At 62.6% G+C, this 25,783-nt stretch carries 23 protein-coding genes; 13 read left to right on the forward strand and 10 right to left on the reverse strand.

The genetic code is table 11. The features are described from left to right. Positions 1-25 precede the first annotated feature (25 nt). Both ACIPSK_RS16910 and ACIPSK_RS16915 read right to left on the reverse strand, forming a co-directional pair. Positions 26-1,234, reverse strand: a complete 1,209-nt coding sequence (locus tag ACIPSK_RS16910) for an acyl-CoA dehydrogenase family protein (protein ID WP_162116692.1) — start codon at positions 1,232-1,234, stop codon at positions 26-28. Positions 1,235-1,312: 78 nt separating this feature from the next. Next, positions 1,313-2,359 carry a substrate-binding domain-containing protein gene (locus tag ACIPSK_RS16915; protein ID WP_162116693.1) on the reverse strand — a complete coding sequence of 349 codons (1,047 nt, stop codon included), beginning with the start codon at positions 2,357-2,359 and terminating at the stop codon, positions 1,313-1,315. A gap of 235 nt (positions 2,360-2,594) precedes the next feature. Here ACIPSK_RS16915 and ACIPSK_RS16920 point away from each other — a divergent pair, with 235 nt between their 5' ends. From ACIPSK_RS16920 to ACIPSK_RS16970, 11 genes are all read left to right on the forward strand, one after another. Next, positions 2,595-4,079 (forward strand): sugar ABC transporter ATP-binding protein, encoded by a 1,485-nt coding sequence (locus tag ACIPSK_RS16920; protein ID WP_162116694.1) that lies wholly within the window; start codon positions 2,595-2,597, stop codon positions 4,077-4,079. Further along, positions 4,076-5,137, forward strand: coding sequence for an ABC transporter permease (locus ACIPSK_RS16925; RefSeq protein WP_162116695.1), 1,062 nt, complete (start codon positions 4,076-4,078; stop codon positions 5,135-5,137). Before ACIPSK_RS16920 ends, ACIPSK_RS16925 begins: the two co-directional genes overlap by 4 nt. Positions 5,138-5,154: 17 nt before the next feature. Next, positions 5,155-6,552: an LLM class flavin-dependent oxidoreductase gene (locus ACIPSK_RS16930; protein ID WP_162116696.1), complete on the forward strand. Its 1,398-nt coding sequence runs from the start codon at positions 5,155-5,157 to the stop codon at positions 6,550-6,552. A gap of 122 nt (positions 6,553-6,674) precedes the next feature. After that, positions 6,675-8,285, forward strand: coding sequence for an ABC transporter substrate-binding protein (locus ACIPSK_RS16935; RefSeq protein WP_162116697.1), 1,611 nt, complete (start codon positions 6,675-6,677; stop codon positions 8,283-8,285). Between the two features lie 40 nt (positions 8,286-8,325). Next, complete coding sequence (locus tag ACIPSK_RS16940) at positions 8,326-9,315, forward strand: ABC transporter permease subunit (protein ID WP_162116698.1); 990 nt, start codon at positions 8,326-8,328, stop codon at positions 9,313-9,315. Continuing rightward, a complete protein-coding gene (locus tag ACIPSK_RS16945; RefSeq protein ID WP_162116699.1) occupies positions 9,312-10,145 on the forward strand; it encodes an ABC transporter permease in 834 nt (277 codons plus the stop codon). The genes ACIPSK_RS16940 and ACIPSK_RS16945 overlap by 4 nt, the downstream gene beginning before the upstream one ends. After that, positions 10,142-10,933, forward strand: a complete 792-nt coding sequence (locus ACIPSK_RS16950; protein ID WP_162116700.1) for an ABC transporter ATP-binding protein — start codon at positions 10,142-10,144, stop codon at positions 10,931-10,933. Before ACIPSK_RS16945 ends, ACIPSK_RS16950 begins: the two co-directional genes overlap by 4 nt. Then, on the forward strand, positions 10,930-11,712 hold the full coding sequence (locus ACIPSK_RS16955) for an ABC transporter ATP-binding protein (protein ID WP_446532950.1): 783 nt from the start codon (positions 10,930-10,932) through the stop codon (positions 11,710-11,712). The genes ACIPSK_RS16950 and ACIPSK_RS16955 overlap by 4 nt, the downstream gene beginning before the upstream one ends. Positions 11,713-11,723: 11 nt before the next feature. Beyond that, positions 11,724-12,818: a pyridoxal-phosphate-dependent aminotransferase family protein gene (locus ACIPSK_RS16960; protein WP_162116702.1), complete on the forward strand. Its 1,095-nt coding sequence runs from the start codon at positions 11,724-11,726 to the stop codon at positions 12,816-12,818. A 72-nt stretch (positions 12,819-12,890) separates the two neighbouring features. Continuing rightward, positions 12,891-13,754 carry a glycerophosphodiester phosphodiesterase gene (locus ACIPSK_RS16965; RefSeq protein WP_210254175.1) on the forward strand — a complete coding sequence of 288 codons (864 nt, stop codon included), beginning with the start codon at positions 12,891-12,893 and terminating at the stop codon, positions 13,752-13,754. Positions 13,755-13,883: 129 nt separating this feature from the next. Further along, positions 13,884-15,539, forward strand: a complete 1,656-nt coding sequence (locus ACIPSK_RS16970) for a GGDEF domain-containing protein (RefSeq protein WP_162116704.1) — start codon at positions 13,884-13,886, stop codon at positions 15,537-15,539. Positions 15,540-15,584: 45 nt separating this feature from the next. Here ACIPSK_RS16970 and ACIPSK_RS16975 read toward each other — a convergent pair whose 3' ends face one another. From ACIPSK_RS16975 to ACIPSK_RS17005, 7 genes are all read right to left on the reverse strand, one after another. After that, positions 15,585-16,394, reverse strand: coding sequence for an inositol monophosphatase family protein (locus ACIPSK_RS16975; RefSeq protein ID WP_162116705.1), 810 nt, complete (start codon positions 16,392-16,394; stop codon positions 15,585-15,587). Then, the gene (locus ACIPSK_RS16980; RefSeq protein ID WP_162116706.1) at positions 16,394-17,398 is read right to left on the reverse strand and encodes a LacI family DNA-binding transcriptional regulator; all 1,005 of its coding nucleotides are present in this window, start codon (positions 17,396-17,398) and stop codon (positions 16,394-16,396) included. The genes ACIPSK_RS16975 and ACIPSK_RS16980 overlap by 1 nt, the downstream gene beginning before the upstream one ends. Continuing rightward, positions 17,382-18,161 (reverse strand): glycerophosphodiester phosphodiesterase, encoded by a 780-nt coding sequence (locus ACIPSK_RS16985; RefSeq protein ID WP_162116707.1) that lies wholly within the window; start codon positions 18,159-18,161, stop codon positions 17,382-17,384. Before ACIPSK_RS16985 ends, ACIPSK_RS16980 begins: the two co-directional genes overlap by 17 nt. Continuing rightward, positions 18,161-19,216, reverse strand: coding sequence for an ABC transporter ATP-binding protein (locus ACIPSK_RS16990; RefSeq protein WP_162116708.1), 1,056 nt, complete (start codon positions 19,214-19,216; stop codon positions 18,161-18,163). The genes ACIPSK_RS16985 and ACIPSK_RS16990 overlap by 1 nt, the downstream gene beginning before the upstream one ends. Then, entirely contained in the window at positions 19,216-20,058 is an 843-nt protein-coding gene (locus tag ACIPSK_RS16995; protein WP_162116709.1) for a carbohydrate ABC transporter permease, read from the reverse strand. Before ACIPSK_RS16995 ends, ACIPSK_RS16990 begins: the two co-directional genes overlap by 1 nt. Before the next feature lie 2 nt (positions 20,059-20,060). After that, complete coding sequence (locus ACIPSK_RS17000; RefSeq protein ID WP_162116710.1) at positions 20,061-21,362, reverse strand: carbohydrate ABC transporter permease; 1,302 nt, start codon at positions 21,360-21,362, stop codon at positions 20,061-20,063. Positions 21,363-21,428: 66 nt separating this feature from the next. Continuing rightward, positions 21,429-22,775, reverse strand: a complete 1,347-nt coding sequence (locus tag ACIPSK_RS17005; RefSeq protein ID WP_162116711.1) for an extracellular solute-binding protein — start codon at positions 22,773-22,775, stop codon at positions 21,429-21,431. A 249-nt stretch (positions 22,776-23,024) separates the two neighbouring features. On the opposite strand from ACIPSK_RS17005, the gene ACIPSK_RS17010 reads away from it, so the two are divergent. Continuing rightward, a complete protein-coding gene (locus tag ACIPSK_RS17010) occupies positions 23,025-23,483 on the forward strand; it encodes a YbaK/EbsC family protein (RefSeq protein WP_026154683.1) in 459 nt (152 codons plus the stop codon). An 84-nt stretch (positions 23,484-23,567) separates the two neighbouring features. Further along, entirely contained in the window at positions 23,568-24,563 is a 996-nt protein-coding gene (locus tag ACIPSK_RS17015; RefSeq protein WP_017969238.1) for a Tim44 domain-containing protein, read from the forward strand. Positions 24,564-24,588: 25 nt separating this feature from the next. On the opposite strand, the gene ACIPSK_RS17020 is transcribed toward ACIPSK_RS17015, so the two are convergent. Then, positions 24,589-25,620 (reverse strand): hydroxyacid dehydrogenase, encoded by a 1,032-nt coding sequence (locus ACIPSK_RS17020; protein ID WP_162116712.1) that lies wholly within the window; start codon positions 25,618-25,620, stop codon positions 24,589-24,591. Between the last annotated feature and the right edge of the window lie 163 nt (positions 25,621-25,783).

Raw genomic sequence — 25,783 nt, forward strand, 5'->3', positions numbered from 1 at the left:
TTGCTTTCGATGAAAGACGGCCGCCTCAGCTATAGAGGCTGACCTCCGGTATCTTGTCGTTCAGCACGAATTCACCGACTTCCTTCGCCTTGTAGAAGACAGGATCGTGCAGCGTGTGAGTGCGGACATTGCGCCAGAACCGGTCGAAACGGTATTTGTCGGCCGTCGAGCGAGCGCCCGTCAGCTCGAAGACCCGCGAGGTGATGTCGAGCGAGACATGGGTGGCGTGGACCTTGGCGGCATAGGCTTCCGCCGCCGCCTCGCCGCGCTCACGCGCCGTCACATCTCGGCCGCGGGCAAGGCCCGCCTGCACGGCGGCTGCCGCATTGTCGGCAAGGGCTGCCGAGGCCTTCACAGCTGCGGTGAATTCGCCGACGCGTTCGAGGATATAAGGATCATCCGCCGCCCGCTCGACGCCGGAGGTGATCCACGGCCGGGTGGTGGTGCGGACATAGTCGACGGCAGCCTGCAGCGCGCCTTCGGCGGTGCCGAGATAGAAGTTGACGAAGACCAACTGGATGAACGGCGTGTTGAAGGTCGACAGCACCGGCGGCGCCACGTCGGGTGCAGCCGGCGCGCCGACGAAATCCTCCTCGTAAACGGGGAAATCATGAAATTCGACGCTGCCGCTGTCCGACAGGCGCTGGCCGATATTGTCCCAATCGTCATTGGCGACGTAACCCTGACGATTGGTCGGCACGGCGAAGCCGGCGATCTTGTCGTCGAGTGTTGCATTGGCATTGATATAGTCGGAGACCCGAGCTGCCGTGGAGAAGGACTTGAGTCCGTTCAGCACATAGCCATTGCCGCAACGGGTGAGCACCAGCCCGGGATCGCGCGGATTGACGGCGGCCCCCCAATAGAGGTTCCTGGCGACCGTATCGCTGCCCAGGGCATGGGCCCGCGCCGGATCAAACGCCCAATAGATGTACTGGCTGTTGACATAGTGGTAGCCGAGCAGCTGGCCGATTGAACTCTCGCCACGGGCGAGGATGCGCACCAGCTTCAGCCCGTCGACCCAATCGAGGCCACCGCCGCCGATTTGCGTGGGATGCAGCGCATTGAGCAGCCCGGCATTCTTCAATTTGACGATTTCGCCAAGCGGCGGACGGCCTTCGCGGTCGAGGTCTGCGGCGCGCCGCGACAGGTCGGCAGAGATCTCCTCGGCACGGGCAAAGAGGTCTTCGCGCGTTGGGTTGCGGCTGGCCGCGAAGATGACATTGGATTGGCTCATGGGCGAAACTCCAATTCTGCAAAAAGATGATCCGGCGGAAGCCGCACGCTTCCGCCGGAAGGATCGAAGTGCGGGGTCTCAGAACAGCTTGTCCGGGATCCAGCTGGCGGTCGCCGCATCGCTCGTGCTGAAGGCCGGGATCTTTTCGGCCAGTTCCTCGATCGTCTTGACGCCGGCTGCACGCAGGCTCTCCTGCGTCAGAAGCGTCGGCTTCACGGTGATTTGGTGGGGAACCGTCTGCCCGGCGATTTCGAGGGCTGCGGCGCGAATGGAGACGGCGCCGACGACGGCAGGATTGGTCGCGACGGTCGCAACCCACGGGCTGCCTTCCTCGGTGATTTCCTGGATATCGGCCGTCGAGACGTCGGCCGAATAGATCTTGAGCTTGCTTGCTATGCCGAGATCGTTGGCAGCGAGCTTCACGCCGCGGGCGAATTCGTCATAGGGGGCGAAGACGACCGATATATCGGGATTGGCGGTGAGCACGGCCTTCGCCTGATCGGCGGTTGAAGTCGCCGTCGTGTCGCTGACATTGCCGAAACGGGCCTTTTCGACCACGCCTTTATTGTCCGACTTGAACTTGTCCCAGACTTCGTTGCGGCGGTCGAGTGGCGCAAAGCCCGCGACATAGACGTAGCCGGCGCTGAAGCTGTTGCCGTTGTCCTTCACCACCTGCTCGAGCGCCAGTGAGGCGAGTTCGTGATCGCTCTGCTCCACCTGCGGAATCTTGGGATTGTTGAGGTTGACGTCGAAGGCCACGACCTCGATGCCCTTGTCGAGCGCCTGCTGCACGACGTCGCCGAGCGATTCAGGCAGACCGTGGTCGATGACGATGCCCGAGACGCCGAGATTGATCGCCTGGAGGATCTGTTCGCGCTGCTCGGCGGCATCCTGCCGGCCGGGGAAGATGCGCAGGTCGATAGCCAGCGCCTTGGCCTGGGCTTCAGCCCCTGCCTGATAGGCCTGGAAGAAATCGCCGGCCGAGATGTAGCTGATCAGCGCGACCTTGACGCCGCCTTTGTCGAAAGGGGCAGGAGCGCCGGACAGACCGTCGGCTTTTGCGCTTTGAATGAAAATGAACGGAATGACGGCGGCAGACAGTGCGAGCCGTGCGAGGGATTTCATCGTCGCGTTCCTTCTAGCAATCGGAGGCGTCGTCTGACAGGTCTGGAATCCCTCGCGACGCGTCGGATTATTAGATATAATCTCTATGTTTTTAGTAGAGTAAATGATCCGATTTTATGGGCTGTGGGAGATTCTTTGTTTCCCGAGGGCAGTTCGCGGGGGAAAGGCGTGCCTGGAATTCGACCGCCCGGACAGGGCACACTCCGGCTTCGATTGCAGTCCCGGACCTTTGTCGATGCCGCTTCTTCACGTTGAAAATGTTACCCGCAGTTTCGGGTCGACGAGGGCGCTTGCCGGCGCTGATTTTTCTATGGAACGCGGCGAGATCGTGGCGCTGATGGGCGCAAACGGTGCGGGCAAATCGACGCTGGTCAAGATCCTCTCCGGCGTGCTTCCGGCTGATGGCGGCACGGTCAGCCTCGATGGCCGCCCCTTTGCGCCGCATAGCCCGGCCGAAGCGGCAAGGGCCGGCGTCGTTACGGTGCATCAGTCGACGGATCTCGTCGGCGCGGCCGGTCTGAGCGTTGCCGATGCCCTGCTGCTCAACCGGTACGCCGATCGCAGCACACCCCTCTTCGTCTCGCGCGCCGGCATCCGCCGTGCCGCGCAGTCCATGCTCGATGCCGCCGGCTTCACCCTGCCGCTCGACCGTGATTTCGGCACCCTCGCCAGCGCCGATCGGCAACTGGTGGCAATCGCGCGTGCGCTTGCCAACCGCGCCGACCTCCTCATCCTCGACGAGCCGACGGCGAGCCTTTCTGGAGAGGAAAGCCGCCGCCTCTTCGATATTCTGCTAAAGCTCCGCAAGCGGGGCCTGGCGATCCTCTATATCTCGCACCGTACCGCCGATCTCGAAGCCATCGCCGACCGCGCGCTCGTCGTGCGCGGCGGCCGCGTCGTCGGCACCTTCGCGCGGCCGATCGATTTTTCGAGTGCCATCGAGAAGATGATCGGCCGCAGACTGGATGCGGCGCGGCCGGATGCGCGTGCCGCGACCGGCCCGGCGATCTTCGAGATGCGTGGTGCCCGCCTGTTGCCGACGGGCGCACCCTTCGACCTGTCTTTGCATGAAGGCGAGGTGGTCGCGGTAACAGGCGTGCTCGGCGCCGGCAAAAGCCGGTTGCTCCAGGCGATCTTCGGCGTGACGGCGCTTGCCGGCGGCCAGATGTTCCTCGATGGCCGGCTTTATCGGTCGAAAAGCCCGGCTGAGGCAATTGCGGCGGGTGTCGCCATGGCCGCCGAAGACCGTCACCGTTCCTCGCTAATGCCGCCGGCATGGCCGGGCAATTCACTGTCGGCGACGATCAGCCTGCCCCATCTTGCCAAGTGGTATCCACACGGTTTCCTCGTCGGCGGCCGCGAGCGCCGCGAGGCCGAGCAGGCGATCGCCCGTCTTGGCATCAAGGCCGCGGGGTCGCTCGCTTCGATCTGGTCGCTCTCCGGCGGCAACCAGCAGAAGGCGGTGATTGCCCGCTGGGAGGCGGAACCGAGCCGGCTGCTGCTGCTCGACGAACCTTTCCAGGGTGTCGACATCGGCGCCCGTCATGACATCATCCGGGCAATCCGCGCCCGTAGCGACCGGGCGACGCTGATTGCGACCTCCGACCCGGAGGAGGCCTATGAGGTGGCAGATCGCATTCTCGTCATCGACCGCCACGTGTTGAAGCCAGCTGCAGGCGGAATTGCCGCTCCTTCCGCCATCCAGGGAATATCCGCATGACGGCGATCGATGACGACACTCTTCCACAGGCAAACACCCGGTCGAAGGCATCGCCGCAAGCCGATAGCGGTCGTCTTGCGGCTCTCGGGGCATTTCTCCGGGCGGGCGCGGTGTTCATCCTGCTGGCACTGCTCGTCGTCGGCTTCACCGTCGCCGAGCCCGCCTTCATCAATATCGCCAATCTGATGAGCATCCTGCAGGCGGTTTCCGTCGTCGCCATTCTCGGCGCCGGCGTTACCGTCACGCTTGCCGTCGGCGGTTTCGACCTGTCGATCGGCGCGGTCGCCGCATCGAGCGTGATGGCGGCGAGTTACGCGATGATCGTCTGGCATCTTGATGCCTATGCGGCGGTGCCGCTGGTGCTCGCCTTCGGCGCCCTGGTCGGTCTCGTCAATGCCTTCCTCATCGTGCGCCTGAAGGTGCCGGATCTGCTCGCGACACTGGCGATGATGTTCCTGCTTTCCGGGCTGCAGCTGATCCCGACCGCCGGCCGGTCGATTTCATCAGGCCTCACCCTGCCCGACGGATCGAAGGCGACAGGCGCTTACGACCCCACCTTTTTGCTGATCGGCCGCTACAGCATCCTCGGCACCCTGCCCGTTTCCGTGGTGCTGATGGCGGTGGTCGCCATCGCACTCTTCATCCTCACCGAACGCACCCGCATCGGCCGGCTGCTGTTTGCGACCGGCGGCAACGAGGTCGCGACCCGGCTTGCCGGCGCCTCGACCGTGCGGCTGAAGACGCTTGCCTATGTCCTATCGGGCACGCTGGCATCGCTCGGCGGCATTGTCATCGCCGCCCGCGTCGGGCGTGGTGATATCTCGTCCGGCGGCTCGCTGCTGATGGATTCGGTCGCCGCCGCGTTGATCGGCTTTGCCGTCTTCAACCTGCGGCGTCCAAACGTGCTCGGCACCATTGCCGGCGCCGTCTTCGTCGGCGTGTTGCTGAATGGCCTTACCATGCTGAACGCCCCTTATTACACCCAGGATTTCGTCAAGGGCGCCGTGCTCGTCGGCGCCTTAGCGCTGACCTACGGCCTCGGCCGCAGCAATCCCTAATTCCAAGGAAGAAAGACATGACCCGCGAAATCCGGCTGAACGCCTTCGACATGAATTGCGTCGGACACCAGTCGCCAGGGCTCTGGCGCCATCCGCGCGACAAGTCATCAACCTACAAGGATCTCGACTACTGGGTGCATCTGGCAAGGACGCTGGAGCGCGGCAAGTTTGACGGGCTGTTCATCGCCGACGTGCTCGGCGTCTACGATGTGCTGAACGGCAATGTCGATGCCGCACTTCGCCATTCGGCGCAGGTGCCAGTCAACGACCCGCTACAGCTGATCCCCACCATGGCCTACGAGACCGAGCATCTCGGCTTCGGCCTGACGGCGTCGCTCTCCTTCGAGCATCCCTATACCTTCGCCCGCCGCATCTCGACACTCGACCACCTGACCAAGGGTCGCGTCGGCTGGAATATAGTCACCTCCTATCTCAACAGCGGCGCGCTCAATATCGGCCAGCCGGCACAGACGAAGCATGACGATCGCTACGATCTCGCCGAGGAATATCTCGAGGTCTGCTACAAGCTCTGGGAGGGAAGCTGGGAGGACGGCGCCGTTGTCCGCGACCGGGAAACCGGCATCTTCACCCATCCAGATAAAGTCCACCCGATCCGCCATTCCGGCAAGCATTTCAACGTGCCCGGCATTCACTTGAGCGAACCCTCGCCGCAACGTACACCGGTGCTCTACCAGGCCGGCGCCTCGAGCCGCGGCAAGGACTTCGCTGGCGCCCATGCCGAATGCATCTTCGTCGCCTCTCCATCGAAGGCGGTGCTGAAGCGCTACGTCGCCAATGTCCGCGAGACGGCCGAACGCATCGGCCGCAACCCGCGCGAAATCCTTGCCTTCAACCTGCAGACCGTCATCCTCGGCGAGACCGATGCGGAAGCACAGCGGAAGTTCAACGAATATCGCGAATATGCCTCCTTCGAGGGCGCGCTGACGCTGATTTCCGGCTGGACCGGCATCGATTTCGGCCAGTTCGGGCCGGACGAGGTGCTGCGGCACCGCCATACCAATGCTGTGCAATCGGCCGTCGAGACCTTCACCACCATCGATCCCACCAAGGAATGGACGGTGCGCGAAATGGCCGACTGGGTCGGCGTCGGCGGTTTCGGCCCTGTTTTCGTCGGCTCGCCGCAAACGGTCGCCGACCTGATGCAGGAATGGATCGAGGACACCGATGTCGACGGCTTCAATCTTGCCTATGCCGTGACGCCCGAGAGTTTCGAGGATGCCGTCGATCTGCTGGTGCCGGAACTGCAAAAGCGCGGCGTCTACAAGACCGACTACGCCAAGGGAACGCTGCGGGAAAAACTTGGACGGGCGGGGCCGCGGCTCGTCGCGCCGCATCCCGGTGCTGCCTATCGCAATCTCTTCGGCGAGCCGGCACATGTCGCGGCCAACGGCTGAGCGAATAATGGTTGGGTGACAAAAAATATCTCGCCCAGTCCAACCATTCGAATCTAACTTCTATGACAATTTGCATTTCGCCCTGAATATGGGCAGCCGAATTTCACCGATCAGGAGGGGTCATGACCGTATCATCTATCTCGCGGCGCACGCTGATGAAGGGCACCGCCCTGCTGCTGGCCTCGACAGCGCTCGCCCGGCAGGCGCTCGCGCAGGCAGCGCCAAGCGGTGGCCGGCTGATCGTTGCCGCCGATTCCGAGCCGAAGAACCTCAATCCCGCAATCGTCGCCTCGAACGGCGTTTTCTTCATCGCAAGCAAGGTGATCGAGCCGCTGGCCGAAGCGTCGTTCGACGGCAAGGACGGGCTCTCGCCGCGCCTCGCCACCTCCTGGGAGGGCTCGGCCGACGGCCTCTCCGTCATCTTCAAGCTACGCGACGGCGTGACCTGGCACGACGGCAAGCCGTTCACCTCGGTCGATGTCGCCTTTTCCGCGCTCAATATCTGGAAACCGCTGCAGAATCTCGGCCGCCTGGTCTTCGCCAATCTCGAAGCCGTCGACACGCCTGACGATTACACCGCCATTTTCCGCTTCTCCAAGCCGACGCCGTTCCAGCTGATCCGCAACGCGCTGCCTGTCGTGACCAGCGTCGTCGCCAAGCACATCTTCGACGGGACCGACATCGCTACCAACCCAGCCAACAACACGCTCGTCGGCACCGGTCCCTTCAAGTTCGCCGAACACAAGGCCGGCGAATATTACCGGCTGACGCGCAATGAGAATTACTGGGACAAGGAGCAGCCGAAACTCGATGAGATCGTCTTCCGCGTGCTGCCCGATCGCGAAGCAGCGGGCTCGGCGCTCGAAGCCGAAGAAATCCAGCTTGCCGCCTTCTCGGCTGTGCCGCTGGCCGATCTCGACCGTATCTCGAAGGTCGCCGGCATCAAGGTGATCTCGAAGGGCTATGAGGCCCTGACCTACCAGCTCGTCGTCGAGATCAATCATCGCCGCAAGGAGCTTGCCGATCTGAGAGTCCGCCAGGCGATCGCCCAGGCAATCGACAAGAACTTCGTGGTCGACACGATCTTCCTCGGCTACGCCGCCGCCTCCACCGGTCCCGTGCCGAAGAATGCGCCGCAGTTCTACACGCCGGATGTCGCGGCCTATGATTTCAACCCTGCCGCCGCCAGCGACATCCTCGACAAGGCAGGATACAAGCAAGGGGCAGACGGCAACCGATTCACGCTGAAGCTTCGCCCCGCGCCCTATTTCAACGAAACCCGCCAGTTCGGCGATTACCTTCGCCAGGCGCTGGCCGTGATCGGCATCAATGCCGAGATCGTCAATGCCGATGCGGCCGCGCACCAGAAAGCTGTTTATACCGATCATGACTTCGATCTCGCCGTCGGCCCGCCGGTCTTCCGCGGCGATCCGGCGATCTCCACCACCATTCTCGTCCAGTCCGGTACGCCAGCCGGCGTGCCCTTCTCCAATCAGGGCGGCTACGTCAATCCGGAACTCGACAAGATCATCCTGCAGGCATCCGAAACCATCGACACGGCGGCGCGCACCGATCTCTACCGCAAGTTCCAGCAGTTGGTCGTCGCCGACCTCCCGCTGATCAACGTTGCGGAATGGGGCTTCATCACCGTCGCGCGCGACACCGTGCTCAATGTCTCGAACAACCCGCGCTGGGCCGTCTCGAACTGGGGCGATACCGCGCTGCAATCGTGATAGAATCGGCAGCAATTCTCTTTCAGAGGCCCTGTCCGGCGTGAGACGTGCAATCATCCTCCTGAGGCGCAGGGCGATCAGCAGCATTCCCGTGCTGCTGATCGTGGTGATCTTCACCTTTTTCCTGCTTGAGTCAGCCTCGGGCGATGCCGTCGACGCCTATCTCGGTTCGATCGGCGGCGGCGATGCCGCACTGAGGCAGTCGCTGCGCGAGAGCTACGGCCTCGACCGGTCCGTTCTTGCGCGCCTCTGGCTCTATCTTTCCTCGCTGGCGCGGCTCGATCTCGGCTGGTCGGTCGCCTTCGGCCGGCCAGTCGGTACGCTCATTGCCGAACGCCTGCCCAATACGCTGCTCCTGATGGGCAGTGCGACGGCACTCTCCTTCGGCCTCGGCTCGGCGCTCGGCATCCTTGCCGGGGCGCGGCCGGGCAGCCTGCGGGACCGATTGCTGTCGATCGGCTCGCTGATCGTCTATGCCATTCCGAGCTTCTGGCTCGGTCTGGTCTTGAGCATCGCTTTTTCGGTGAAGCTGCGCTGGTTTCCGATCGCCGGCGTCGAGACGATCGCTTCGGGCAAGACAGGATTTTCCCGTGTGCTTGATATCGCTGACCATCTCATTCTGCCGGTCGGCGCGCTCGCCCTGATCTATCTCGCTCTGTTCCTGCGGGTGATGCGCAGCGGTATGGTCGAGGCGTGGAAGCTCGATTTCGTGCTCTTCGCCCGCGCCAAGGGCCTGTCGCGCAGCCGGATCGTGCTGCGCCACGTGGCGCGCAATGCGCTGCTGCCGCTCGTCACCATGCTCGGGCTGCAATCGGCGGCCATGCTCGGCGGCAGCGTGGTAATCGAGAGCATCTTTGCGATCCCGGGTTTCGGGCGGCTGGCACAGGAGGCGGTCAACGGCCGCGACGCGCCGCTGTTAATGGGCATCGTCGTCATCAGCGCCGTCTTGGTCATCTCGGTCAATTTCCTCGTCGATCTCGTCTATGCCGCACTCGACCCGCGCATCGGCGCATCGGAGGGCGGCGCATGAACTGGCTGTGGCGACTGCTGCGCACGCCGGAAGGTGCGGCAGGATTTGCAATCCTTTTCGTCCTGCTTTCGGCCGGGCTGCTCGCTCCCATCCTTTCACCGGGCGATCCGTTGAGGATCGCCGGCCGCGCACTACTGGCGCCTTTCGCCGATCGGGGTTTTCCGCTCGGCACCGATCGGCTCGGTCGGGACGTGCTGGCCGGCCTGCTCTATGGTGCCAGAACCGAGCTTGCCGTTGGCCTTGCGGCGGCGTTTTCGGCCATGGTGCTTGGGCTCTGCGTCGGCCTTGCGGCCGGTTTTGCCGGCGGGCTCATTGACGAGGCGCTGATGCGGGTGGTCGACGCCTTCCAGATCGTGCCGGCTTTCCTGCTCGCTCTTGCTTTCGTCAGCACCATCGGGGTCTCGACGCCCGTTGTCGTTTTTGCCATCGCACTCGGCACCTGGGCCGATCCGGCGCGGCTGACGCGAGCGCAGGTGCTTGCGATCCGTGAGCAGGATTATGTCGCCTCGGCAAGGGTGATCGGCATGCATCCGGCCGAGATCGCCTTCCGGGAAATCCTGCCGAACGCCCTGCCGCCGGTGCTGGCGCTTTCGGCCACCATCGTCGCCGGCGCGATCCTCACCGAAGCAGCGTTGTCCTTTCTTGGCCTCGGCAATCCCAATATCGCCACCTGGGGTTCGATGATTGCCGAGGGTCGCAGCGTGCTGCGTTCGGCGTCCTATCTCTCCGTCATACCGGGCGCGGCACTCGCCATCACCGTGCTCGGCGTCCATCTCTTCAGCGAAGGCCTCGGCAAGGTGCTCGGCGATGACGATGCGGGGGTGGCATGAGCATTTTCTGCAGCCTGCGACAGCTTTCGGTCACCTACGGGCGCGAAAGGACCGGCGCGGCCGCGCTCGACGGTATCGATCTCGATATCGCCGCCGGCGAAAGGCTGGCGATCATTGGCGAAAGCGGCTCCGGCAAGAGCACGCTCGCCCGTGCCCTTGCCGGTCTGCTGCCGGAGGAAGCGAAGGTCGGCGGCGAGATAGTCTGGCCGGAGCTTGGGCGTCCGCCCCGCCCCGGCCGCGATTTCGGCTTTGTCTTCCAGGATCCGGGCTCCAGTCTCAATCCCGTCCTGACGATCGGCGAGCAGATCGCCGAGGGCGCCAGGCGCCATCTCGGCCTCAGCTGGAAACAGGCCTATGTCAGGGCCGAGGAGCTGCTTGGGCGGATGCGGATACCGCAGCCTGACAAGACGATGCGGGCCTTTCCGCATCAGCTCTCCGGCGGCCAGCGCCAGCGTGTGGCGATTGCCGCTGCCATCGCCGCGAGACCTGCCCTGCTGATCGCCGACGAGGCGACCAGCGCGCTCGACGTCGTCGTTCAGGCCGAGATCGTCCGCCTGCTCGACGGGCTGGTACGCGAAGACGGCATGACGCTTGTCTTCATCACCCACGACATCGCGCTTGCCTCCGGCTTCGTCGACCGCATGGCCGTTTTCCGCAATGCGAGACTGGTCGAGGCAGGTCCGGTCCGCTCGGTGCTTTCGGCGCCTGAGAGCGACTATACAGCCGCCCTTATCGCCAGCCATCGCGACCTCGCGACGCCGCCGCTGATCGCGGAGGTGCCGTCATGAACGACAGGCTGCTTTCCATCGAGAACCTGTCGAAAGGGTATTCTTCTGCGGGACGCCGGATTGCTGCCCTCGATAATGTGTCGCTCACCATTGCGGCCGGGGAAACGCTCGGTCTCGTCGGCGCCTCCGGCAGTGGAAAATCGACGCTGTCGCGCATCCTGCTGCGGCTTCTGAGCGCCGATGCCGGCTCGATCCGTTTTGAAGGAGAGGATTGGCTCGCGCTGAATGGCGCGTCTTTGCGCCGCCGGCGGGCGCGTATGCAGATGGTGTTTCAGGATCCGCTTGCAGCCTTCAATCCCCTGGCGAGCGTCGGTACAGTGCTCGATGATCCGCTTCGCATCCACGGCGTTGTCGCGAAAGATCGACGTGCTCGCGAGATCGCCAAGCTGCTCGAGCGAGTCGGCCTTACCCCAAGTCATGCCGCCCGGCCGGTGCGTTCGCTCTCCGGCGGCCAGCGCCAGCGCGTGGCGATTGCGCGGGCGATTGCGACGCGGCCGTCGCTGCTGGTGCTCGACGAGGCGGTCTCGGCGCTCGATGTGACCGTGCGCGGCCGGATCCTCGAACTCCTGGTCGATCTGCAGAAAGAACAGGGCATTGCCTGCCTGTTCATTTCGCACGATCTTGCCGTGGTCCGGGCCGTCTCCCACCGCATCGCGGTCATGGATGGCGGACGGATCGTCGAGACCGGCGCGGCAACGACGGTCGTTGCCGCGCCGCAATCCAATGCCGCCCGCGCGCTTATTGCCGCCGTCCCTCGTCTCGTGACCGATCCTTGCTGAAGGAAGTATCCATGTCCGATCTTGGTTGGAATCCCCTGCATGGCGTGCCCTCCTATCCCGCGGAGCGCTACGCCGTTCTCGCCGACAGAATCGGCGGCATATTGCGCAGCCGCAACGATATATTGCTGGTGCAGGCCGAGGCGGTGGTGGCGCTGGAGGCGGCGGCGGTCAGCGTTGCGCGCCCCGGCCTTTCAGCACTCAACATCGTCACTGGCCCCTATGGCGGCTGGTTCGGTCAATGGCTGCGGCGGGGTGGCGCAGCGGTCGCCGATATCGTCGCCGAACCGGGCCTGCCGATCGAGATCGAAGCAGTCGCAAAAGCGCTCGACGCCGGTCCTCACATCGATGTGCTCGCGCTGGTTCATGCCGAATCCGCGAGCGGCATTCTCAACCCCCTGCCAGAGATAGTGGTGCTCGCCCGTAATCGCGGCATCGTCACCGTCGTCGACGCGGTCGCGTCGGTCGGCGGCCATCAGCTCGATGTCGATGATCTCGGCATCGACATCGCCGTGATCGGCCCGCAGAAGGCGCTCGGCGGTCCGGCTGGCGTGTCCGCGCTTTCGGTCAGCGGCAGGGCCTGGGATCTGATGCTCAGTGACGGCGCACCGCGCGATTCGATCTTGTCTTTGGCCGATCTAAAGACCTGGGTCGATGGCGGCCGGCGTGGCCTGCCGGGAACACCGGCGCCGCTGGAATTCTTCGCGCTGGAGGCGGCGCTCGACCGCATCGAGGCTGAAGGCCTGGAGAATGTCGTCGCCCGCCATGCGCTGGCGGCATCGGCGACACGAGCCGGGCTTTCCGCACTCGGAGCCCCGGCCTGGGTGCCGGCAGTAAAGGCGTCGAACCTGGTCACGGCCGTGCCACTGCCGGAGGCGCTGGCGCCTGCTGCGCTGATCGCAACTGCTGGGCGGCTGGGGATTGAGCTGACCGAAGGCGTCGGAACCGCGCCGGTCCGTCTGGTGCGGCTGAACCACACGGGTTCGCGCGCCACATTCCAGACGGTGCTGTCGAATGTCGTGGCGTATGGCGCCGCCCTCAGGAAGGCAGGCCAACCCTCGGATATATCAGCCGCTTCGGAGGCAATATCCGCAGCCTACAGTCAATGAAAGCCATACTCGGCCCTTGATAATCATGGTTCATCAAGGCAGGAGAGTAGCAATCGTGGAGACTTGGTGCAGATGACAAGATTGCTGGATGCGCAGGGCCTGGAGATTTCGCATGAGGGGCACCGCACCCGCCTGAAATGGCACCGCTTGCGCAAGCAGTTTGCCGATCCGTTGTTCTCAGCCGAAGTGATGGCGGAGGGATTTGCAGCAGGCGCCTCGATGGAGCTCGATCTGCGCGTGCGTGCCGACGGCGGTTTCGTCGTGCTGCACGACAAGGAACTCGAAGGTGAGACGACAGGACATGGACCGGTCGCCGAAAAGAGCATCGGCGATCTCCGCAATATCAACATGCAAGAGGGCGACCGGCCGCTGATCCTCAGCGAGGATCTGGCCGCCATGATGCAATCGACGCATCCAGCCGCATTGCTGCAATTCGACATGAAGGACGACTACGAAGCCATCGGCGCCAGGGGCGTCGCGCATCTGGCAACGCATTTTAGGGATATCGCCGCCTCGGTGATCGTCAGCGGCGGCAGTCTCGATCTCATCGTCGCGGTCAAGGAGAAGCTTCCCCACCTCCTGCGCGGCATCGATCCCACCGACAAGCTCTACGATATCAGGAAGGCCAGCGGCTGGAAGGCGGTCGAGACGGAATTGCGCGCCGACCTCAGCGGCCCGTCCGAACCGGACACGATCTATCTCCACTGGCCGTTGATCCTGGATGCCGCCAATCAAGGGCTCGACCTGATCGCGCTCTGCCGGGATGAAGGCAAACGCGTCGATGCCTGGACCTTCACCTTGAAGGATCCGGAAGCCGGCTTCAGCGAAGAGGAATGGCAAGGCTTTTCGGCGCTGATGGCTCTGAAGCCGGATCAGATTACCACCGACGAGGCGCCGGCGACCGAACGTGCCTGGCGCCGTCGCATGGCGGATTAACCGGCGGACATTGGAGCATGATGCCGAAAGGTGTGAGAGGCTTTCGAGACCCTGATTCTAGGTTTGTCGCCTGTTTTTTGCAGTTTGCATCATTTTAAACTTCTAGTGCTATCCGTAGCCAGCAGACAAATGTTGGTGTCCGATATGCAAGGTGTTGATGCCGAAACAAATACTCGACAAGCAAATTCCAGCTTACAGGAAGCGTGGCATCTTGGGTGTACAGGCCGTTCGCTTGAGGCACTCACACTGGCCGGCGAAATCCTTGTTGATGCCGAGGCGCGGGGCGACGATCGCCTCGCCGCGCAATGCGACACCGACATTGCCTGGTACTGTTTTCAAATCGGCAAGGCCGAACTTGGACTGACTCATATCCGGCGGGCGGTAGACTTCTGGAAATTGAACGGGGAGCGCAAACAGGAAGCCTGCGCCCGGGCGTATTTCGGATGGTTGCTCTTGGAGCTGGGATTGCCGGAGGAAGCGATCGAAGAAGCGACCCGAGCGTTGGATCTGGCCGACAAGACGGCAGACCCGAAAGCACAAAGCCTGGCGACCAACGTCATTGGAATTATCTTCTGGTACAACAAGCAGCCCGACCGGGCCATCTTGATGAGCGAGAGGTCCGTCGCACTCGCCAGATCGATCGGCAACAAGACCTATGAAGGCTGGTGGCTCATCAATCTCGGCGGCGCTCATTCGGAAGCCGGATATATCGCGGAGGCGCTCGGTCGGCCTGAGGAAGGACGCCAGATGCTGGTGAGAGCGCTGGAACTGACCAAACTGGCGCTCGACATGGCAATCGAGACCGGCGACAGCTGGGCGGCTCGCATCTGTCTCGGCAATAAAGCCGAGTTCCACAGTCACCTGGGCGAACATGACGAGGCGCTCGAGTGCATGGTCCGCTACCGGCTATTCCAAGAGAACAGCTATATCAGGGACAGGCAGCAATATCTCTACACCCTGGGCCATATCTACAACAATTCCGGAAAATTCGAAGAAGCCCTGTCGCCGCTGCTCGAGGCGATGGAGCTGATCGACGCAGGCGGCAGTTTCGATTCCTGTATCCTGATCTATCTCTATCTGTCGCAGGCCTATGAGGGGCTGGGACAGTTCGATCCGGCGCTGGCGGCGCATAAAAAATACCACCAAGCCTATTTGCGCAATAGTGCCGAAAAAACCCAGCAGCGCGCACGTCTCGCCGAAATCTACTATGAAACCAGGCGGTTTAAAGAAGTTGCCGAAACGGAGTCGAAGCGCGCAGAAACGCTGGAGGCCTCCTATCAGAAATTGCAGGAGCAAACCGATATCCTTGCCAGTGCCGTCTATCTGGACGTACTGACCGGGCTCTATAACCGCAAATATCTCGACAGCCGCTTCAAAGAGTTGACATCTGAGAAGCGCCCATATTCCATCGCGATGCTGGATGTCGACCACTTCAAGTCGATCAACGACAACTTCTCTCACATGATCGGCGACCGGGTCCTGGGTGCCATTGGAACTATATTGCGCAGCCAGTTGCGTATTACCGATCAGGCAATTCGCTTTGGCGGCGAGGAGTTCGTCGTCCTGTTCGCCGGCGCTCCCCGAGGCGCCGCAGATCTCTGTGAGAGGCTGCGTTCAGCCATTGAACGATGGGACTGGTCCGAGATCTGCAACGGGCTGCACGTCACGATCAGCATTGGGCTGGCCAGTACTCTGTCTGCCAAGTCTCCGAACGATATTTTGGCGATCGCCGATCAGAATCTCTACGCGGCGAAAAAGACCGGTCGCAATCGCATTGTTTGGTAGCGCTCTCAGCTCCAATCGGGTGTCGCGTCTGTGGCAATGGTGTGTCTATAGCCCCTCGATGTCGAGGATGAAGGCAAACTCGGCGGCAAGCCCCGGCGAGTAGGCAATGACAGGTCCGCCGTTCATAAGCAGACTATCGACCGGCGGCATCACCACCATCGCGCCGCCCTCCTCGGCGATGAGTGCCCCGGCCAGCATGTCCCAGGCATTGAGGTAGCGTTCATAGTAGAGATCGGCGGCACCCTCGGCGACACGAACGAGGTCGATGGCGGCAGCACCCATGCGGCGATAATCCATGCCGCGTTCATGAAGCCGCTTGGAGAGCGCGAGATGGTCGTCAAAGCTTGTCTTGCGGGAATGGCCGAGAATGACAAGGGCATTGGCCGGATCGGCGGTCGCAGCCGCATGGACCGGAATCCCGTCCTTGAAGGCGCCGCTGCCACGGATGGCGTGAAAGACCTTGTCTCCGGCGGCGTCGTAAACCACGCCGATCTCCACCTTGCCGCCGACGACGAAGGCGATCGAGACGCCCCAGTGCCGGAAGCCCCTGATATAGTTGGTCGTGCCGTCGATCGGATCGACGACCCAGGTGCCGCCCTTACCCGATCGCCCGCCGCTCTCTTCGCCCATAAACGTATCATCGGGAAAGCGCGAGAGCAGGCCGTCGCGGATTGCCTGCTCAGCCCTCCTGTCGGCGATCGTGACGAAATCCTGCAATCCCTTGTTCTCGACGGTGAGCGAGGCGGAGTCGGAATCGTGCCGAAACCGGGCGGTTTCCCGCCCGACTTCGAGAGCAACGGTGATCGCGACCTCCGCCCGTGCGCGGATGGCGGCGGGATCGAATGCGGCATTCATCAGGCAGTCCTTCTTCTGATCAGTGTCACTGGCGTAAATTCGACACGCGCCGTCAGGTCCGGCTCGACGATCCGGCTCATCAGCAGGTCGACCGTCTTTTCGGCCTGGACGTCGCAGGGTTGGCGGATGGTCGTGAGATCGTAGGCGGTCCAGTTCGCCTGAGGAATGTCGTCATGGCCGATGATGGAGAGCGGCGGTGCATCATCGCGGCCGCGACCCTGCATGACCCGGTCGATGACGCCGCAGGCCATGTAATCGTTGGCGCAAAACAGTCCGTCGATGCCGGATGCGGCAAGTTCAGCAGCCGCATCATAGCCGCTCCGGTAGTCGTTGATCCTGACCTGCACGAACTCGGCCTCGACGCCGAGCTGCTTGCATCGCGCGATGAAGGCCTCGCTGCGTCGCCGCGCCGTATAGGATATGGCAGGGGCGGCCATCACGGCGGGCCTTTGCACGCCGCTGTCGATCAGGTGGGTTGCGGCGAGATGGCCGGCCATACAATCATCGGAGATGATGCGGTCTACGAAAGGGATGTCGTTGCCCTTGTTGATCAGCACGATCGGCACGCCCTCGGCCGCGCATTGCTCGCAGATCTCGGTCGGTGGGGCATCCGAGGTGACGATAACGCCCGATACGGCGTAATGCAGCAGTTGGCCGATGACCGTCGAAGTATCGGCCTCCGGCGAGGTTGGCAGCAGGATGGGGCGGAAATTGCGGGCGAGCAGCACTCTTGCCAGATTCTCGATCTGCAGCGTGCGGAACGGATTGTCGAGGCCGGCCGCGACGAGGCCGACGAGATCGGAGCGTTTGTTGGTCAGGCTTCGGGCAAGATAGTTCACCCGGTAGCCGAGCTCCTTGGCGGCTTGGTAGACCTTTTCGCGCGTCTTCGGCGAGACGCTTGCATCTGGCGTGAAGGCGCGCGACACGGCAGCGCGCGAGACGCCCGCCACGCGCGCCACGTCGAAGGAGGTTACCTTGCGCGGTCCCTTATCCCTGTCTGCCAACTGCTTTTTCCCTGCCTGCCGGTGGCCGCATCAGATCGGGCAGATCCGTGCAGATGCCGAGAACCGGAAGCTTCATGATATCAGCGAGGATGGCCGGCCGCTCCTCGTGCCAAAGCACGATCTCGCGGCTTTCCTCGAAGGCGCGACGCATTAACGCGTCGGTCACCAGATCCTGCGGACGCTCGCCTGCCTTCTCCCAACAAAGATGCAGAATATCGGCGTCGGCCTCGTCGCCGAGCGCATGCGGATCGTGGCCGACACGGATCAGCACCGAAAGTGGAAAATCGCAGGCTGCGTCGCGGAGTTCGCGCACCTGTGCCGTGTCGAAGGAGCCAAGACAGGCGAAACGCTGGTTCATCTCGGCAAGGTGCTGCCAGCAGCGCAGGCCTGTCCCGGGCGCCTTCAGCTCGACATAGAGGCCGCTCCCGGTCTCGCGGCCGAGCGCGGCCACCTCCGAAAAACTCGGCACGTCCACGCCGTCGAGCTCGGCAAGCTCCGCAGCCGTCATCTCGGAAATGCGGCGGTCGATGCCGAAGACGCGCTCGAGGTGGTCGTCATGCGAGACGACGACCACGCCGTCCCTGGTCAACTGCGTGTCGAGCTCCCACATCTCAGCCCCGAGTTCGGCGGCGCGGCGGAAGGCGGTGATAGTATTTTCACGTTCATGACCGCTGGCGCCGCGATGGCCGATGCAGAAGGGAAGCCGGCCCTTGGCCGTTGGCCAACCGTAACGCTGGAAGAATGCCGAGAAATCGCGGGGCATCAGAGCCTCCTGCCGTTTTCGTCGAAAACGAAGACTCCGCGGCTGTCGATCGCCCAGCGGACGTCGTCGCCGACGTGAACATCGCTACGCACCGGCTGGATCGAACGCAACAGCGGTCCGCCGGCAAGAGCCACGTCGTAGAGGTTCTCGCGACCCTGTGTCTCGGCAAAGGTGACCTTGCCCGGCACGGCGATGTCGCCTGCCGGCGTAAAATGCTCCGGCCGGACGCCGAGCATTAGCTTGGTGCCCTCGGCGGCGCCGACGGTATCGGGCAGCGGCACGCGGATCTCGCTTTGCGGGATTGTGAAGGCGCCTTTGTCCACGACGCCGCGCAGGAAGGTGATCGGCGGATTGCCGAGAAAACCGGCGACGAAAGCCGTCTTCGGATCGTTGTACATTTCGGCCGGCGTGGCGATCTGGACGATCTCGCCTTCCTTCATGATGGCGATGCGGTCACACATGCTCATCGCCTCCACCTGGTCGTGGGTGACGAGAATGGCGGTGATGCCGGTTTCGCGCTGCAGGCGGCGGATTTCCGATCGCATTTCGAGGCGCAGCTTGGCGTCGAGATTGGCGAGCGGCTCGTCGAGCAGCAGCACATCCGGCTTGCGGATCAGCGCCCGCGCCAGGGCCACGCGCTGCTGCTGGCCGCCGGAAAGCTCGGCTGGCCGGCGGCCCATCAGGTTGCCGATGTGAACGAGAGTGGCGATGCGGTCGACTTCCTTGCGGATTTCGGCGGCCGCTATGCCCTTCACCTTCAGCGGAAAGCCGATGTTCTCGGCAACCGTCATGTGCGGATAGAGCGCATAGGATTGGAAGACGACGCCGACATTGCGGGCCTGGCTCGGCAGGTCGGTGACGTCGCGGTCGCCGAAGAGGATGCGCCCGCCGCTTGGCCGATGGATGCCGCAGACGGAAAACAGCGTCGTCGATTTGCCGCAGCCGGAAGGGCCGAGCAGCGCCAGCATTTCGCCGTTGCCCACTTCAAGCGTCATGTTCTCGATGACTTTGGTGGAGCCGAAGCTCTTCGAAAAATTGTCGAGGAGGATGCGCATCAGCCTTTGCTCCCGCCGCCGTAGATGTTCATGAGATATTTGTTGAAGAGCGCGTAAACGATCAGCACCGGAACGAGGTAGAAGACGCCGACCGCTTTGAACATGTTGAAGTCATAGTTGTTATCGTCGGCGAGGAAGGCCGCGAGATAGACCGAAAGCACCTGCACCTGGTTACCAGGCGCCAGCACCTGCGGCAGGATGAATTCACCCCAGCCGGAGAGGAAAGAAAACAGGCCGAGCGCCATGATGCCGGGCTTGACCTGCGGCAGCACGAGGCTGCGCCAGACCCGGAAGCGCGAGGCGCCGTCGACGACGCCGGCCATTTCGATTTCCCAGGGCACGGTGTCGTAAAAGCCCTTCATCAGCCAGATGCCGAGCGGCAGGTCGATCGCCGCTTTTACCAGGATGACTCCGATCAGCGAATTGTAGAGGCCGATCATCTGCAGCACGATGAAGATGGCGATGATCAGCGTCACCGAGGGGAAGGCATGCAGCACCATGACGCCGGCAAGGAAGAAGCCGCGCGCCGGCACATTCAGCCGTGACAGCACGTAGCCCGCCATCGACGAGACGATAAGCACGAGGCTGGTCGTGCAGGCCGCAAAGAGCAGCGTATTCACAGTCACCTGCCAGATGTTCGCCTTGCCCTCTGTCGTCTGCCACAGGAAGCGCCAGTGCTGGAGCGTCAAGCCCGAAGGCAGCAGCGCATCCGCCTGCTTGACCGTCACGGTGTCGAGGAAGAGATAAACATACATCAGGAGCAGCGGCAGGCTGACGATGGTCAGCGCCGATATGACAGGCCAGCTGCGGTAATTTGCCGAGGGCTGCGATCGTTCGGCCATGGTCAATCCTCGATCAAGGGCTTGGCGACAAGCGTGCCGTAGTTGAAGACGCGCAGATAGAGCAGCGACAGCATCACGCCAATGACGACGAGCACCAATGCCATGGCGGCACCCAATCCGTATTCGAGATTGCCGGCATAGTTTCTGAGCGCCGTGTGGTAGGCGGAGAGCGCCCAGACCTCGGTCGCGTTCCCCGGTCCGCCATTGGTGGCAAGCAGGATTTCATTGAAGGAGGCAAGCAGCGACAGCGTCTGATAGCAGGTGACGAATAGGATCGGCCAACGCATCTGCGGCAGGACAATGTAGCGGATCTGTTGCCAGCGCGAGGCGCCATCGACCTCGCTCGCATAGAACTGGCTCTTCGGAATGGCCTTCATCGCCGAGGAGAACACCAGCATGCCCATCGAGGCGCCGATGAAGCCGTTGATTAACACGACGAAGAGCCAAGCGTTATAAGCGTTATCGAGAAGATAGTTCTTCGGCGGATAACCGAACTTTCCCATCAAGATAGAGATGAATCCGCTGTCCCAGGCGAGCCACTTCCACAACAGGACGTATATGACGACGGGCGTGATGCGCGGCAGGAGCCAGATGCCGCGGAAGATAGAGGCAGGCGTCGGCCGCATGTAATGCGTCAGGATGGCGAGCAGCAGCGCATAACCGACATTGAAGAGCATCAGCACCAGCGCAACGTAGAGCACTGTATTGAAAAGCACACGCGCCATGTCGGGCGACGTGGCCATGCGTGAGAAATTGTCGGTGGTCCAGGTCCAGCCGGTATAGGTGACCCTGGCGACGGTTTCCTTCTGTTCCGGTGTCAGCTTGAATCCCAGACTGTCCAGTGCCGAAAAGAGCTGCTCCTTGCTGTCGAAGCGGGTGTTGAGGACGGAGCGGTTGAACTGTTCGGAGATCTGTTTGACCTCGCGTGTCGAAGGTCTCTCGGCAAGATCCTTGATCATGCGCTCGACGTCGCGGCGCACCGTGAACACCTCACCTGCATGTTTGGCGCGCAACTCCGTGGCAATCCCAGGCGCAAGCCCGAGAGCCTCGACGGCTTTGAGGCCCGTTTCATCGATCGTGTAGCGCGGTTCGGCCATTTCGGCGGCAATGTCTGGTAATGCCGATTTCAGCGCGATCAGGGAGTTGGGCGCGATCTGGTAGACACCGCCGGAAATGCCCGTCGCCGTCGTCATGCTGGTCATCGAAAAGACCGCCGTCAGAACGACCGGCATCAGGAAGAAGAGGATGATCATGATCGCTGCAGGCGCGATCATCACCAGTCCGAGCGTTCTGGACGATTTCATGAAAGCCCTCTCATCGCGGACTGACCGGGCGGCGATGTGGCCGCCGCCCGGAAGAGTGCTTCGATCTTAGCGGATGACGATCTTGTCGCCGAGCGTGCTCTTCAGCTCGCTCTCTGCATCACCGACCGCGGCGTCTACGGTCTTGGCGCCGGTCCAGGATGCCTCGAGGTTCTTCCACATGATGTTCCAATATTTGCCGAAATCGGAATTGTTGGGCATCGCATTGGCATGCGGCAGCAGGCGCTCGGTGGCTTCACGTGTCCAGCGGTCGGCCGAGTAGAAGTCGACCGTCGATTCCGACTTGGAGATGCCGAGATGGGCTGATTTGACTGCATGCAGCGCGTTGGTGCGCGGCTCGGAGGCAATCTTGATCAGCTGGGCGGCAATCTCGGTGTCTTCCTGGTCGTGACCTGCGGTCAGCAGGTAGACGAGCGGATGGGTCAGCGTGTTGGCCTTGCCGCCTTCTCCGGCGGGGATCAGCGTGAAGATCACGTTGCCGAAGAAGTCCTTCAGGCCTTCCTGGTTGACGAGGCGGGCATAGTGCCAGGTGCCGCCGTCCCAAATGCCGGCCTTGCCGGTGGCGACTTCCTTCCACCACTGGTCGCCCGGCATGCCGATGTGGTTCTTCTTGGTGACGCCTGCCTTCACGGCATCGGCGAAGAACTGATAGGTGCGGGTCATCGCCGCCTTATCGAAAACGAGCTTGCCGCCTTCTTCCATCGTGCCGCCGAAGCTGGTGTAGAACTGCCAGTAATCGGGGCCGTTGCTCGTACGCGGATAAAAGCCGTAGCCGGCCTGGACGAGACCCTTGTCCTGCATCTTCTTGGCGTCTTCGAGCAGGTTCTTCATGGTGTACTTGCCGTCCTGGACGTTCTGCGGCAGCGCGTCCAGATCGGCATCGCTGTAACCGATCGCCTTCATGTAAGGCTTCCAGAAGAACATCGGGCGGGATTCAGCATCCTGCGGGATACCGTAGACCGTGCCGTTGTAGGACGCGATCTTCAACAGGTTTTCATAGATGTCGCTGAGCGGCCATGAGTCGAGATCAACATAATCTTCGATCGGAACGATGAGGCCCGCCTGCGACCAGGGCGCGATGTCTTCATGGCCGCTGACGACGATATTCGGGGCGGTCTTGGCTTCGGCGGCAAGGGTCAGCGCCTGCTTGAAGTCCTCCCAGGCCGAATAGGGCTTCTTCTCGACGGTGATCTTCAGGTCTTCGCCCTTGAGAGCAGCTTCGCGCTGCAGCTGCTGGGCTGCGATCTCGATGGCGTCGAGGCGATAGACATCGTTCGGGCCGGTGCCGCCGGCCCAGACGCTGATGTGAACGTCCTTGGCGAGTGCAATTGCGGAGGTCGAGGCCAGGATGGCGGCTGCGACGGCAAGCGATTTCAGTGTCGGCAAAATGGTCATCTTCTTCGTCTCCCTAGAAGAGCAGTGTGAGGCCTCTTGACGGGTCATCACTGTTGCGTGACGGCCGTTTCGAAAACCCCACGAAAACGTGGCGTATCCCGCTCTAGGGGTTGAACGTAACGGCCGAATGACAAAATTGAGCACGTGTGCAAAATTATTATGACGATGTCCGCGCGACTTGCAAGCGGCGGTTTTCGACAGGCGTCTTTTACGCTTCAAATTGCGTATTTCCTGGGCTAGCATCGCGTCATGAGCCTTGAATCCGTCCGCGCCTACTTCCGCGCCCATGCACCCGATATCGAAATCATCGAAACCGCCGAGAGCTCCTCGACGGTGGCGCTTGCCGCCGAAGCCCACGGCGTCGAGCCAGCCCAGATCGCCAAGACGATTTGCCTGCGCGTCGGCGAGCAGATGATGCTGGTCGTAGCCGGCGGTACGGCAAGGCTCGACAATCGCAAATTCAAGGACACCTTTGGCGCCAAGGGGCGCATGCTCGGCGCCGAAGAGGTCGTGGCGATCACCAGCCATCCGGTCGGCGGCGTCTGCCCCTTCGGCCTGCCTTCGCCGCTGCCCATCTATTGCGACATCTCGCTGAAACGCTTCGATGAAGTCGTGCCGGCGGCCGGCTCGACGAACTCGGCCGTGCGGATCGAAACTGGGCGGTTGGCCGAGCTGACCGGCGCCAGTTGGGTCGACGTCTGCCAGTAACGCAGCCGAAGAACTTCACACGGGGGAAAGACTACCTATATTAGGTCCCGACATGCCGTGATTGTGCATGACAGGAGATCAGGAATGCCGAGTGCCGTTTCGCGTTTTGCCAAGATCGCGGCAATTGCCGCACTGACGAGCGCCACCGTTTTTGCTTCCCTCGACGATGCCGAGGCGCGCCGCGCCGGCAGCTTCGGTTTCGGAAGCCGCGGCACGCGCACCTTTCAGGCGCCGCCTGTCACCCGCACCGCACCTGCCCCCACAGCGCCGATCGAACGGTCGATGACGCCACGTCCGCAGACCACGGCACCTGCTACCGCTCAGCAGCCTTTCGGCGCTCAGCGCCCCGGTTTCTTCGGCGGCTTCGGCCGCTCGATGATCGGCGGTCTGATTGCCGGTGGCCTTCTCGGCATGCTGCTCGGCCACGGTTTCGGCGGCGGCTTCGGTTTCCTCGGCATGTTGCTGCAGATCGCATTGATCGGCGGCGCCGTCATGCTCGCCATGCGTTATTTCGCCAACCGCCGCCAGCCTTCCTACGGCGTTGGCGGCCGGAGCCAGTCCTATAGCATGTCGCCCGCCAACAATTCGTCTTTCCAGATCCCGGCGATCGGTTCGGGTGCTGGTTCCCTCCAGTCCTCGCGCGGCAACCGCTCTAGCGACGAGATCGGATTGGCGAAGACCGATCTCGACAAGTTCGAGGAACTGCTGACCCAGGTGCAGACCGCTTACGGCGCCGAGGATTACGGCACGCTGCGCCGGCTGACGACGCCCGAAGCGATGTCCTATCTTGCCGAGGAACTCGGCGAAAACGCCACCAACGGCGTGCGCAACCGCGTCTCCGACGTCAAGCTGCTGCAGGGTGACATTGCCGAAGCTTGGCGCGAAGATGGTCAGGAATATGCAACGCTTGCCATGCGCTATTCCTCGATCGATGCCATGGTCGAACGCGACAGCGGCCGCGTCGTTTCAGGCGACGACCGCCGCCCGAGCGAAAGCACCGAGGTGTGGACCTTTGTGCGTAAGCCGGGCGCCGACTGGAAGCTTGCCGCCATCCAGGGCACCGAGCAGCGCGCCGCCTAGCGCGGTGCGCCAAATTGGCCTTCCCTTAATTCACCACGACAGGCTTGGAGCGCATGCGGGAAACCGTTTCGCGCTCCGCCCGCTTGCAGCGCATCGGCGGCAGGCCGCGGTCCATCAGGTCCATATCTTCGAGCACCATGTCGCCCATCTTCTTGAAGGCGCTGTCGAGCGCACCGGCCCGGTGCGCCGAGCGGAGGAAGCCATTCAGATTGCGCACCGGATGGCCGGGCGGCAACGGTTCTTCAGGGTAGACATCGCTCGCCGCCACGATATGGCCTGACGAGACGGCCGCCATCAGCGCATCAAAATCGACGACATCGGCGCGGCTGAGCAGGATGAAGGCGGCGCCCCGGCGCATGCTGGCGAAGGCCTCGGTGCCGAGAAATTTGCTGTTTTCGCTGGTGACGGCGGCAGCGACGAAAATGAAATCGCTCTTTGTCAGGACGTCCTGAAGGCTTGCGGGCTCGACGCCGCTTTCCTCGATGATCGAGCGCGGCAGCCAGGGATCGAACACCCGGATGCGCGCCCTGAAGCCGGACAGAACCCGGCGCAGCGCTTTGCCGAGATCGCCGAAGCCGACGATGCCGATCTCGGAGCCGGCGATCAGCCGCGCGCTTGCATTCCCCTCGCCGCCCCAGAGTTCCGTGCCCTGGCGGAAAGCGACATCCGCGTCGACGATGCCGCGCGCTAGAGCCAGCGCGAAACCGAGGCCGATTTCGGCGACCGGCTCGGCAAAGACCTGTCCTGTGGTAACGACATGGATGCCGCGCTGGAAGAGCACCTGATAGGGCATGTTGTTGAGAAGATTGCTTTCGACGTTGAGGATCGCGCGCAAGGCCGGCATTCTGGCCAGCGTTTCGGCCGAAAGCGGCGGCTGGCCGATAATGTAGCGCGCGCTTCCGAGGATCTCGTCGCCGAGTCCGGCGACATTCTCGGGATCGGCCTCGACGATCTCGTATTTCGCATGCAGTTCGGCGCGCGCCTTGTCGCTGAAGATCAGATCGAGCGTGCGCGGCTCCGGCGCACTAATCGCCAGCGGCCGTTCGGTATTCGTCATGACGTCTCCTCCATCGCGGCGGTCCGCGTCGATTACGCCGGACGATTGATAGCCTCTGTGCGCGATCGTTGCCAGTTCGATCTTGAGTCTCTGGGTGGTGAAAGACGCTACCGAAAGCGGCATCTGCCTGTCTGATAAGCAATTGAATCGGCTTGTTATTCAC

Source organism: Rhizobium sp. LARHSG275 (assembly GCF_052871115.1).

Excerpts from the sequence above, each read along its gene's own strand:
- ACIPSK_RS17010 (WP_026154683.1), top strand. The coding sequence starts at position 23,025 with ATGAGCCTTGAATCCGTCCGCGCCTACTTCCGCGCCCATGCACCCGAT.
- ACIPSK_RS16995 (WP_162116709.1), bottom strand. The coding sequence starts at position 20,058 with ATGGCCGAACGATCGCAGCCCTCGGCAAATTACCGCAGCTGGCCTGTC.
- ACIPSK_RS16960 (WP_162116702.1), top strand. The coding sequence starts at position 11,724 with ATGTCCGATCTTGGTTGGAATCCCCTGCATGGCGTGCCCTCCTATCCC.
- ACIPSK_RS16925 (WP_162116695.1), top strand. The coding sequence starts at position 4,076 with ATGACGGCGATCGATGACGACACTCTTCCACAGGCAAACACCCGGTCG.
- ACIPSK_RS16915 (WP_162116693.1), bottom strand. The coding sequence starts at position 2,359 with ATGAAATCCCTCGCACGGCTCGCACTGTCTGCCGCCGTCATTCCGTTC.
- ACIPSK_RS16985 (WP_162116707.1), bottom strand. The coding sequence starts at position 18,161 with ATGCCCCGCGATTTCTCGGCATTCTTCCAGCGTTACGGTTGGCCAACG.
- ACIPSK_RS17000 (WP_162116710.1), bottom strand. The coding sequence starts at position 21,362 with ATGAAATCGTCCAGAACGCTCGGACTGGTGATGATCGCGCCTGCAGCG.
- ACIPSK_RS16955 (WP_446532950.1), top strand. The coding sequence starts at position 10,930 with ATGAACGACAGGCTGCTTTCCATCGAGAACCTGTCGAAAGGGTATTCT.
- ACIPSK_RS16910 (WP_162116692.1), bottom strand. The coding sequence starts at position 1,234 with ATGAGCCAATCCAATGTCATCTTCGCGGCCAGCCGCAACCCAACGCGC.
- ACIPSK_RS16935 (WP_162116697.1), top strand. The coding sequence starts at position 6,675 with ATGACCGTATCATCTATCTCGCGGCGCACGCTGATGAAGGGCACCGCC.
- ACIPSK_RS16950 (WP_162116700.1), top strand. The coding sequence starts at position 10,142 with ATGAGCATTTTCTGCAGCCTGCGACAGCTTTCGGTCACCTACGGGCGC.
- ACIPSK_RS16965 (WP_210254175.1), top strand. The coding sequence starts at position 12,891 with ATGACAAGATTGCTGGATGCGCAGGGCCTGGAGATTTCGCATGAGGGG.
- ACIPSK_RS16930 (WP_162116696.1), top strand. The coding sequence starts at position 5,155 with ATGACCCGCGAAATCCGGCTGAACGCCTTCGACATGAATTGCGTCGGA.
- ACIPSK_RS16970 (WP_162116704.1), top strand. The coding sequence starts at position 13,884 with ATGTTGGTGTCCGATATGCAAGGTGTTGATGCCGAAACAAATACTCGA.
- ACIPSK_RS17005 (WP_162116711.1), bottom strand. The coding sequence starts at position 22,775 with ATGACCATTTTGCCGACACTGAAATCGCTTGCCGTCGCAGCCGCCATC.
- ACIPSK_RS17015 (WP_017969238.1), top strand. The coding sequence starts at position 23,568 with ATGCCGAGTGCCGTTTCGCGTTTTGCCAAGATCGCGGCAATTGCCGCA.
- ACIPSK_RS16920 (WP_162116694.1), top strand. The coding sequence starts at position 2,595 with ATGCCGCTTCTTCACGTTGAAAATGTTACCCGCAGTTTCGGGTCGACG.
- ACIPSK_RS16945 (WP_162116699.1), top strand. The coding sequence starts at position 9,312 with ATGAACTGGCTGTGGCGACTGCTGCGCACGCCGGAAGGTGCGGCAGGA.
- ACIPSK_RS17020 (WP_162116712.1), bottom strand. The coding sequence starts at position 25,620 with ATGACGAATACCGAACGGCCGCTGGCGATTAGTGCGCCGGAGCCGCGC.
- ACIPSK_RS16975 (WP_162116705.1), bottom strand. The coding sequence starts at position 16,394 with ATGAATGCCGCATTCGATCCCGCCGCCATCCGCGCACGGGCGGAGGTC.
- ACIPSK_RS16990 (WP_162116708.1), bottom strand. The coding sequence starts at position 19,216 with ATGCGCATCCTCCTCGACAATTTTTCGAAGAGCTTCGGCTCCACCAAA.